The 7,764-nt window shown below is 48.1% G+C and carries 8 protein-coding genes and 7 tRNA genes; 14 read left to right on the top strand and 1 reads right to left on the bottom strand.

The genetic code is table 11. From position 1 onward, the window contains the following. The first annotated feature begins 82 nt into the window (after positions 1 to 82). The 7 genes from GJB59_RS03795 to GJB59_RS03765 all read left to right on the top strand — a co-directional run bounded on the left by GJB59_RS03795 (position 83) and on the right by GJB59_RS03765 (position 746). Positions 83 to 155 (top strand) — tRNA-Thr (locus GJB59_RS03795). A gap of 56 nt (positions 156 to 211) precedes the next feature. Continuing rightward, positions 212 to 286: transfer RNA gene (locus GJB59_RS03790), tRNA-Glu, on the top strand. Positions 287 to 294: 8 nt separating this feature from the next. After that, a tRNA-Val gene (locus tag GJB59_RS03785) sits at positions 295 to 370 on the top strand. Between the two features lie 20 nt (positions 371 to 390). Next, a tRNA-Tyr gene (locus GJB59_RS03780) sits at positions 391 to 474 on the top strand. Positions 475 to 485: 11 nt separating this feature from the next. Beyond that, a tRNA-Gln gene (locus tag GJB59_RS03775) sits at positions 486 to 560 on the top strand. 10 nt (positions 561 to 570) lie between these two features. After that, positions 571 to 643 (top strand) — tRNA-Lys (locus tag GJB59_RS03770). A gap of 30 nt (positions 644 to 673) precedes the next feature. Then, positions 674 to 746: transfer RNA gene (locus tag GJB59_RS03765), tRNA-Ala, on the top strand. Between the two features lie 69 nt (positions 747 to 815). Here GJB59_RS03765 and GJB59_RS03760 read toward each other — a convergent pair. Next, positions 816 to 1,895, bottom strand: a complete 1,080-nt coding sequence (locus GJB59_RS03760; protein WP_142827628.1) for a citrate synthase/methylcitrate synthase — start codon at positions 1,893 to 1,895, stop codon at positions 816 to 818. Positions 1,896 to 1,998: 103 nt separating this feature from the next. On the opposite strand from GJB59_RS03760, the gene GJB59_RS03755 reads away from it, so the two are divergent. The 7 genes from GJB59_RS03755 (at position 1,999) to GJB59_RS03725 (ending at position 7,752) form a co-directional block, all read left to right on the top strand. After that, a complete protein-coding gene (locus GJB59_RS03755; protein ID WP_142827627.1) occupies positions 1,999 to 2,880 on the top strand; it encodes a LysR family transcriptional regulator in 882 nt (293 codons plus the stop codon). A 15-nt stretch (positions 2,881 to 2,895) separates the two neighbouring features. Continuing rightward, positions 2,896 to 3,459: a GNAT family N-acetyltransferase gene (locus GJB59_RS03750; protein WP_142827626.1), complete on the top strand. Its 564-nt coding sequence runs from the start codon at positions 2,896 to 2,898 to the stop codon at positions 3,457 to 3,459. Between the two features lie 70 nt (positions 3,460 to 3,529). Beyond that, positions 3,530 to 4,438, top strand: coding sequence for an arginase (rocF, locus tag GJB59_RS03745; protein ID WP_142827625.1), 909 nt, complete (start codon positions 3,530 to 3,532; stop codon positions 4,436 to 4,438). A 193-nt stretch (positions 4,439 to 4,631) separates the two neighbouring features. Beyond that, complete coding sequence (gene sigW / locus GJB59_RS03740) at positions 4,632 to 5,195, top strand: RNA polymerase sigma factor SigW (protein ID WP_142827624.1); 564 nt, start codon at positions 4,632 to 4,634, stop codon at positions 5,193 to 5,195. A 12-nt stretch (positions 5,196 to 5,207) separates the two neighbouring features. Further along, positions 5,208 to 5,843, top strand: a complete 636-nt coding sequence (locus GJB59_RS03735) for an anti-sigma factor family protein (RefSeq protein WP_142827623.1) — start codon at positions 5,208 to 5,210, stop codon at positions 5,841 to 5,843. A 102-nt stretch (positions 5,844 to 5,945) separates the two neighbouring features. Then, positions 5,946 to 6,782, top strand: coding sequence for a diadenylate cyclase CdaA (gene cdaA / locus GJB59_RS03730; RefSeq protein WP_142827622.1), 837 nt, complete (start codon positions 5,946 to 5,948; stop codon positions 6,780 to 6,782). Next, positions 6,775 to 7,752, top strand: a complete 978-nt coding sequence (locus GJB59_RS03725) for a CdaR family protein (RefSeq protein ID WP_142827621.1) — start codon at positions 6,775 to 6,777, stop codon at positions 7,750 to 7,752. Before cdaA ends, GJB59_RS03725 begins: the two co-directional genes overlap by 8 nt. Positions 7,753 to 7,764 lie beyond the last annotated feature (12 nt).

Here is a 7,764-nt window from a genome sequence, read left to right as displayed (position 1 = left end):
TTGGGGGTCTCCCCCTGTGAGAGTAGGACGTCGCTGGGCTATTCTATGTTTATTTTTTTGTCCCTAATGATTCTTTTACCTTGCTTCCATAGCTCAGCAGGTAGAGTGCTTCCATGGTAAGGAAGAGGTCACCGGTTCGAATCCGGTTGGAAGCTTTTGTTTTCTTTTAGGAGTTTCTGAGCAGAAAGTTAAGCATACTTATTTTAATCACGGCCCCTTGGTCAAGCGGTTAAGACACCGCCCTTTCACGGCGGTAACACGGGTTCGAATCCCGTAGGGGTCACCAATTTTCATGGAGGATTAGCTCAGCTGGGAGAGCATCTGCCTTACAAGCAGAGGGTCGGCGGTTCGATCCCGTCATCCTCCACCATTTTTTCGTTAAGTGCATACGGTGGGGTAGCGAAGTGGCTAAACGCGGCGGACTGTAAATCCGCTCCTTCGGGTTCGGCAGTTCGAATCTGCCCCCCACCACCAGTTTTTATTTTTGGGGTATAGCCAAGCGGTAAGGCAACGGGTTTTGATCCCGTCATGCCCTGGTTCGAATCCAGGTACCCCAGCCATTTTTACTATGAGCCATTAGCTCAGCTGGTAGAGCATCTGACTTTTAATCAGAGGGTCGAAGGTTCGAATCCTTCATGGCTCATTTTTCAAATTCCTTGCGCCTGTTCAGCGCGGGGCCTTAGCTCAGCTGGGAGAGCGCGTCGCTGGCAGTGACGAGGTCAGGGGTTCGAGCCCCCTAGGCTCCATTGTTCCATGTGTATTTGTACTATCCATGTGTAAAAAAGCCGTATCCATAACCTGGATACGGCTTTTTTTTAGTTTCCGATATATTCGGACTGAGGTCGGAAAATGACATTGTTCTCTAGCTGCTCCAGCGCATGGGCCGTCCATCCGACTATGCGGGCAATGCTGAATGTCGGGGTAAATAGTTGGGTAGGCATGGCAATTGACCGCATGATGGCAGCGGCATAAAATTCCACATTCGTATAAAGTGCACGTCCCGGTTTGCGTACGGTCAGCTGTTTGATGATGCGGCTCTCGGCAACAGTTGCCAAATCCAGCCATGGATCTTCTCCTTCAAGCTCGAGGCATTTTTTGCGTAGTATGACAGACCGGGGATCTTCTGTCCGGTAGACCCGGTGGCCAAAGCCCATGATTTTCTCTCCACGGTCCAATTTCTCTGTAATGATCGCGTCGATGCGGTCTTCGGTTTTCATGCTATCCAGCAGATCGATGACGCCGGATGGTGCCCCTCCGTGAAGGGGACCTTTCATCGTGCCAAGCGCCGAGGTCACTGCAGAGACAAGATCGGATTCGGTGGAAATGGTAACGCGTGCTGCGAATGTCGAAGCGTTCATGCCATGTTCCATGGTCAACTTCAAATAGGTTTCGAGAGCTTCAATCTGCGCATTGGTCGGTTCCTGTCCGTTGATCATCCAAAGGTAGTTGGCGGTGTGACCAAAATCTTCTCTTGGTTCAATTGGCATCTGTCCGTTTTGAATCCGGTAAAAAAGAGCAGTCATTACTGGCAGTGCAGCTGTCAGTGTAATAGCTTGTTCCGCGGAAGGCAGGGTTTTGAACTTAGCATCTGGATATGCGGATACCAGCGTCCGCATAGCATCCATCAAAGAGCTTTCTTTTGGCAGCAGCTGAGCGATTTTGATTATATGCGCTGGCAGTTTGCGGGAATGGATCAATTGCTGCTGCAAACCTGTCAGTTGCGCAGCAGCGGGCCACTGCCCATGCCAAAGAAAATAGGCAGTTTCTTCAAAAGACTTGCCATGAATTACTTCTTCTACCAGCTGTCCCCGGTAGCGCAGTTCTCCCCGGTCTCCATCTACTGAAGCAATCGCTGTCTGAACCGCGACTACACCTTTTAATCCTTGCTGAAACATAAAAATTCCTCCTTTTCTTCTAGTTTACTCTCCTGATTTGATAAAAAAAATTAAAGATATATAATTGAAGCAATTAAGAATAGTAATTGAAATGGGGGATGTCATGGAAGTCCAGTGGTTAAGAACCTTTGTGGACGCTGCAGAAACCTTAAATTTCAGAATGACTTCGGAACGCTTGATGATGTCACAGCCGAGCGTAACCGTCCATATTCGTTTGCTGGAGGAAAGCCTTGGCCTTTCATTGTTCAAACGCAGCCATAACCGTGTATCGCTGACAGAGGAAGGACGGCATTTTAGAGAACGGGCTGCACACGTGCTGGAACAGCTGGATACTAGTGTCGAAGAGCTTCATTCTTTCGCGCAGGGCTACCGGAAAAAATGGATATTGGCGATTTCTCCTTTGATGGCGGAAACGATTCTGCCTTATGTGCTGAAATCGTTTATAGGAGAGCATCCGGAAGTGGAATTGGTGATTCGCGTAGAAGAATCGGAGCACATCGAAGCGTTGGTCGAATCCGAACAGGTGTCAGCTGGAATCTCAGCCCTGCCTTCAATAGGAAAAGATATCACTCAACACATTGTGTACGAAGATCAGCTGCTGTTCATCCTGCCGCGGGATGCCTACGATGATGAAACCGGCCCGGCTATTTCAGTAGAGTGGGCATTGCGGAATTCGGTCTTGTTTACACACCATCACCCGGTATTCTGGGAGGAACTTTTAGGAAAGCTGCGGCTTCATGTACCGGGTATCCGGACCATGAAAGTGACACAGGCACACATTGCCAAACGGTTTATCCAAGAGGGCTTGGGTGCTTCGTTTTTGCCGAAGTCGATGGTTCGGCGAGAGTTGGTTGAAGGGAGACTTATGGAGGCACATTTCGACTTATTTCCCTTGCCTGTAGTTTCCACTTATTTTTTGGCAAAAACGATGGGCCGTCTTGAGGAAGATTTTCTGCGGCGCATTCAAACGGTATACTTTACTTAAAAAGGAGAGATCGGGATGATTATTGAATCAGATGACATTCGTTTGCGTTTATTGAAGAGGGACGATTTTGAAGCGTTATGGGCTTTGTATACTCCGAAAATATTTGAGCACATGCTCAACAAAGTCGAAGTTTTCGAAGACATGGTTGAATGGTTGGAAGCAGGTTTGAACCAGTCCAATGTACTTATTTTTGCCGTGGAAAACCCTCAAACGGGTGATATTCTTGGAACAACACGCATATATGCAATTGACGAGACCAATAAAAGCTGTGAGATCGGTGCTACTTTTTATGCGCAGTCGGCTCAGCGGACGCATGTCAATACGGCGGTTAAAAGGGCATTGCTAAGTTATTGTTTTGAAGAGCGCGGCATGATCCGGGTCCAATTCAAAACGGATGCTGATAATGTTCCCTCACAGAAGGCCATTGAGCGCATCGGGGCTGTCAAAGAAGGCGTGCTGCGCAATGAACGCATCCGCTCAACAGGTATGCCGCGAGACGCAGTGGTCTATTCAATCATCGACCGGGATTGGCCGAAAGTGAAAAAAGATCTTGCGAAGAAAGTGAATAAATATACCTGATTTTGTGCGGTTGAGCCAAAGAGACCTTAGCGGTTACAATGAATCTATCTTGCTAAGGGGGTATAAAATAATGAATAAATTAAACATATCTATTATTGGGGTTCCAATGGACCACGGGCAAAATCGCCGCGGCGTCGACATGGGGCCAAGTGCTATTCGCTACGCTGGTGTCGTAGACCGCATTGAAGAATTGGGGCACACAGTTTCCGACGAGGGAGATATCCAAATCGGCCAGGCAGACGGCAGTGTCGATACATCGACAAACCTGCGTAATTTGAAAGCGATTACGGAAGCGACAGAAGCACTTGGCGATAAAGTATTCGAAGTGGCAGAAGCGGGCAATTTTCCATTGGTTCTCGGCGGAGACCACAGCATTGCAATCGGCACGCTTTCCGGGATTTCTGAACGCCACGAAAATCTGGGCGTTATCTGGTATGACGCACATGCGGACATGAATACCAGCGATACTTCGCCATCAGGCAATATCCACGGCATGCCGCTTGCAGCAAGCTTTGGGCTCGGCCATGAAAAATTGACGAATATCCGTGGCTATTCACCAAAAGTGAAACCTGAAAACATCGTCATCATCGGTGCGCGTTCAGTAGATCCAGGTGAACGCCAGCTGATCAAAGAATTAGGCATCCGCGTTTACAGCATGCATGAAATCGACAAAATGGGCATGAACGCCGTAATCGAAGATTCAATCCGCTATTTGAAAGAAGAGCGCAAGACGGATGCAGTCCATCTGTCGTTGGATCTTGATGGCATCGATCCAATGTACACACCAGGCGTTGGTACACCGGTCCCGGGCGGCATCAGCTACCGCGAAAGCCATTTGGCGATGGAAATGCTTTTTGATGCAGGCATTATCACTTCTGCTGAATTTGTGGAAGTCAATCCGATTTTGGATGAGAAAAACCGGACAGCTGATGTAGCGGTTGCGTTGATCGGTTCATTATTCGGCGAAAAATTATTGTAATCAAAGACAGGCGAAAGCCTGTTTTTTTTTGTGCTGTTAAACAGGAAACTTTTTCCGGTGAAAAACGTTACAAAATTTAGTTGGATTTATTTGGGTATTGTCTGATACGATAGAATAAGAAAAAATAATTGAAACTTTTAGAGACAAGGGACGTATATAAAGTACAGCCGCATAGGCGGAGGGAAATGAGATCATGGATGCGTTAGTCAATAAACGAATAGCTAAGGTACTAAAAGGCGATCAGAACGCATTCGCCGAAATCGTGGAGCTTTACCAACACCAGTTGTATCAGATCTGCTACCGGATGCTTGGCAACAAGCAGGAAGCGGAAGATATCGCTCAGGAAGCTTTTATGCGCGCTTATGTAAATATCCACACGTTTGATCAGAACCGGAAATTTTCGACATGGCTGTACCGCATCGCCACCAATCTATGCATCGACCGGATCCGCAAGAAAAAGCCGGATTATCACCTGGATGCTGAAGTGCGTGGAACGGAAGGCTTGAACATGTATTCGAAAATTGCCAATGATGATGAGCTTCCAGAAGAAGAATTGATGCGGATGGAAGTTCAGGAGCGGGTACAGTACGAAATCAGCCGCTTGCCAGATAAGTACCGTGCCGCTATTGTATTAAAGTATATTGAAGAATTGCCGCTGGCGGAAATCAGTGAAATCCTGGATTTGCCGCTGGGTACGGTGAAGACGCGTATACACCGAGGGCGAGAAGCTCTTCGCAAGCAATTGAGCAATTTGTAGGAGGCGAGCGCGATGAATGCGTGTCCAGAAAACGTAATTCATCTTATGGACGATTACCTTGATGGGGATATCAGTCCAAGCGATGAAAAAAAGCTAAAAGAACACCTGGAAAGCTGCAGTGATTGCAGAAAGCAGTATCAGGCATTAAGCAAAACCATTGCATTTGTCCAAAGTGCATCACATATACAGGCACCTTCCGATTTTGTCCAAAAGACCATGGCAAGGCTGCCAAAAGAAAGACAGCGGGCAGGTGTCCAGCGCTGGTTTAGAAGACATCCAATGCTGGCAGCTGCAGCCATTTTTTGCATACTGATGAGTGCAGCGTTATTTACAAATTTCAATGACGATCAGCAGTTTTCGTTTACCAAACAGCCCAATTTGATGGTGGAGGGCCAGACAGTTGTGGTGCCTGAAGGCCAGACAGTAGTCGGCGACTTGACTGTACGCAATGGCGATCTGCGTGTGGAAGGCGAGCTTCAAGGAAATGTGACAATCGTCAATGGCCAGTACATGGCATCGAGCGGTGTCATTACCGGTGAAATTGAGGAAATCGACAAAGCATTCGAATGGTTGTGGCACTCCATTAAAAACAGCTTTAAAGATGCAGCCGCTATTTTTGATGGAGACGACAGCCAAACTGCAGAGTAAACCCATCCTCTCCTAAAGGATGGGTTTTTTCTATGAAGGCAAGCCCAATTCACTTATGCTATACTGAATGTATATGCAGATGTAGAAAAGCGAGGGTTGCAGATGCCTTTTTTGGAGAGTTTAACAGACCAAACACCACTCGAACTTCTAGGAAATATTATTGATATTTTATTAGTTTGGTTCGTTATTTATAAATTGATCACCGTCATCAAAGGAACGAAGGCCGTTCAGTTGCTGAAAGGGATCTTTGTTATTATCATTGCCCGCCTCGTGACGCAGGCACTCAACCTGGAAACATTGGGCTGGATCATGCAGCAGGTGCTGGAATGGGGCTTCCTGGCCATCATCATCATCTTCCAGCCCGAATTGCGCCGGGCACTGGAACAGCTCGGCCGCGGCAAACTGTTCTCCAGCAGTACGCTGAATGAAGAGTCTGAACGCAACCGGCTGATTGAGGCCATGTCCAAGTCTGTCAGCTATATGGCGAAACGGCGAATTGGGGCGTTGGTATCGATTGAACGTGAAACCGGTTTGAGCGAATACATCGAGACCGGCATTCCGATGAACTCGGATATTACATCGGAGCTGCTGATCAATTTGTTCATTCCGAATACGCCGCTGCACGATGGAGCGGTAATTGTCCAAAAAAATCGGATTGCGGCAGCGGCCTGCTATTTGCCGCTGTCTGAAAGTCCATTCATTTCAAAAGAGCTGGGAACGCGCCACCGTGCAGCTCTCGGCATCAGTGAAGTGACCGATGCCATCACGATTATCGTATCAGAAGAAACAGGCGCCATCAGCTTGACGGCGAATGGCGATTTGCACCGCAATTTATCACTTGAAGACTTTGAAGTGAAGCTGCGCCGAATCTGGTTTGGGGCGGCACAGCAGGAAGCCGCTCCTTCCTGGTGGAATTGGAGGGGGAAAAAGAATGGATAAGATGATGGACAATCGCTGGTTTTTGCGCATTACAGCGCTGCTGTTAGCCTTTCTTTTATTCTTTTCCGTGCAGGCGGAAGACAGTTCCACGGGGACGACAGACGCCGGCCGGACATCAGAAGTGATCGAAGATGTGGAACTTGAGGTCTATCACGATAACAGCCTGATGGTCAGCGGTGTACCGAGCACGGCAGATCTGCATTTGAACGGTCCTGTCAGCAGTGTGCAGACTGCCCGCCAATTGGAAGACTTTACGCTTTTTGTGGATTTGCGCAATTTGCCGATGGGCGAGCATCAAGTCCCGATTCAAACGGAAAATCTGTCCGAACAATTGAATATTCGGGTCGATCCGGCATTCGTTAACGTTGTGATCGAAGAGCGGGTATCGCAGGAGTTCCGCATCGATCCGGAAATAAATGAACGGATGCTGGCGGATGGTTTTATTCTGGAAAGTGTCGCTGTCGATCCGGAAACCGTGACGGTAACCGGTCCGAAAAGCGTAATCGACGCCATCAGCTTTGTTAAAGCAACGGTTTCTGGGGAGCAGGGAGTGAAGGAATCTTTCACGACCGCAGCCCGGGTCCGCGTCTTAGCAGAAGATTTGACAAAGCTGGAAAATGTAGAAATTGAACCTCAGGAAGTAGAAGTTGATATAGAAGTCGTTGAATACAGTAAGATGGTGCCGGTAAGGCTTGAACCAACGGGTGAAGCCCGCGCAGGCATCACCATTACCGACTGGAGCACCGCAACTGAAGAAATCCGCGTTTTTGGACCGGAAACCGTAGTGGATGAACTGACCGAATATGTGGTCGAAGTGGACGCTTCTACTGTCACGGCTGAGGATACCACGGTGGAAGTGGAGCTGGAAGTTCCTTCTGGTGCTTCTGCAGTATCACCGGGGCAAGTCACAGTGGAAGCTGAAACGATTGTCGATGAATCCGTACAGGTTCCTGAAGATCTTGGAAACTAAAGTACAGTAATT

Origin of the sequence: Planococcus soli, assembly GCF_016881065.1 — a bacterium.
Classification (GTDB): Bacteria; Bacillota; Bacilli; order Bacillales_A; family Planococcaceae; genus Planococcus; species Planococcus soli.
This window is presented reverse-complemented; position numbering and strand designations above follow the sequence as displayed.

Coding starts and splice junctions, on each gene's coding strand:
- GJB59_RS03760 (WP_142827628.1), bottom strand. CDS start 1,895: ATGTTTCAGCAAGGATTAAAAGGTGTAGTCGCGGTTCAGACAGCGATT.
- GJB59_RS03755 (WP_142827627.1), top strand. CDS start 1,999: ATGGAAGTCCAGTGGTTAAGAACCTTTGTGGACGCTGCAGAAACCTTA.
- GJB59_RS03750 (WP_142827626.1), top strand. CDS start 2,896: ATGATTATTGAATCAGATGACATTCGTTTGCGTTTATTGAAGAGGGAC.
- rocF (WP_142827625.1), top strand. CDS start 3,530: ATGAATAAATTAAACATATCTATTATTGGGGTTCCAATGGACCACGGG.
- sigW (WP_142827624.1), top strand. CDS start 4,632: ATGGATGCGTTAGTCAATAAACGAATAGCTAAGGTACTAAAAGGCGAT.
- GJB59_RS03735 (WP_142827623.1), top strand. CDS start 5,208: ATGAATGCGTGTCCAGAAAACGTAATTCATCTTATGGACGATTACCTT.
- cdaA (WP_142827622.1), top strand. CDS start 5,946: ATGCCTTTTTTGGAGAGTTTAACAGACCAAACACCACTCGAACTTCTA.
- GJB59_RS03725 (WP_142827621.1), top strand. CDS start 6,775: ATGGATAAGATGATGGACAATCGCTGGTTTTTGCGCATTACAGCGCTG.